Raw genomic sequence first — 427 nt, 5'->3', positions numbered from 1 at the left:
CAATACCGACTGTATACAAGCTGTATTGTAATACAATCCTAAACTCCCTGGAGGGGTAATGGCGACTGGATACGACCTGGTAGTCAGAAGCGGGAGCGTCGCGACGACCGAAGGCGTTTCGACGATGGATGTCGCCATCAGCAACGGCAGGATCATTGCTCTGGGACAGGGCCTCGCCGAGGGGCGTGAAGAGATCGATGCCTCAGGGAAGCTGGTCCTGCCTGGCGGAGTGGATGCACACTGCCATATCGAGCAGTTGTCGGGCGGCGGGCTCATGAACGCCGATACATTCGAGACAGCCACCCGCTCAGCAGCATTCGGTGGTACCACGACCGTGATTTCGTTCGCTGCACAGCACCGCGGCGATCGCCTGATGAGCATCGTCGAAGACTATTCGCGCTTGGCAGAGGCCGGCGCCATCACCGAC

The 427-nt window shown here is 59.3% G+C and carries 1 pseudogene; it reads left to right on the top strand.

Features of this window, described 5'->3' with window-relative positions:
• Nucleotides 1–58: 58 nt before the first annotated feature.
• Nucleotides 59–427, top strand: a pseudogene (locus AC2JF9_RS09625) (hypothetical protein); the annotation flags it as partial.

It is taken from the genome of Lactobacillus sp. C449L (assembly GCF_059900815.1).
Note: the sequence above shows the minus strand (reverse complement) of the source record. Positions and strands in the feature narration are given on the sequence as shown.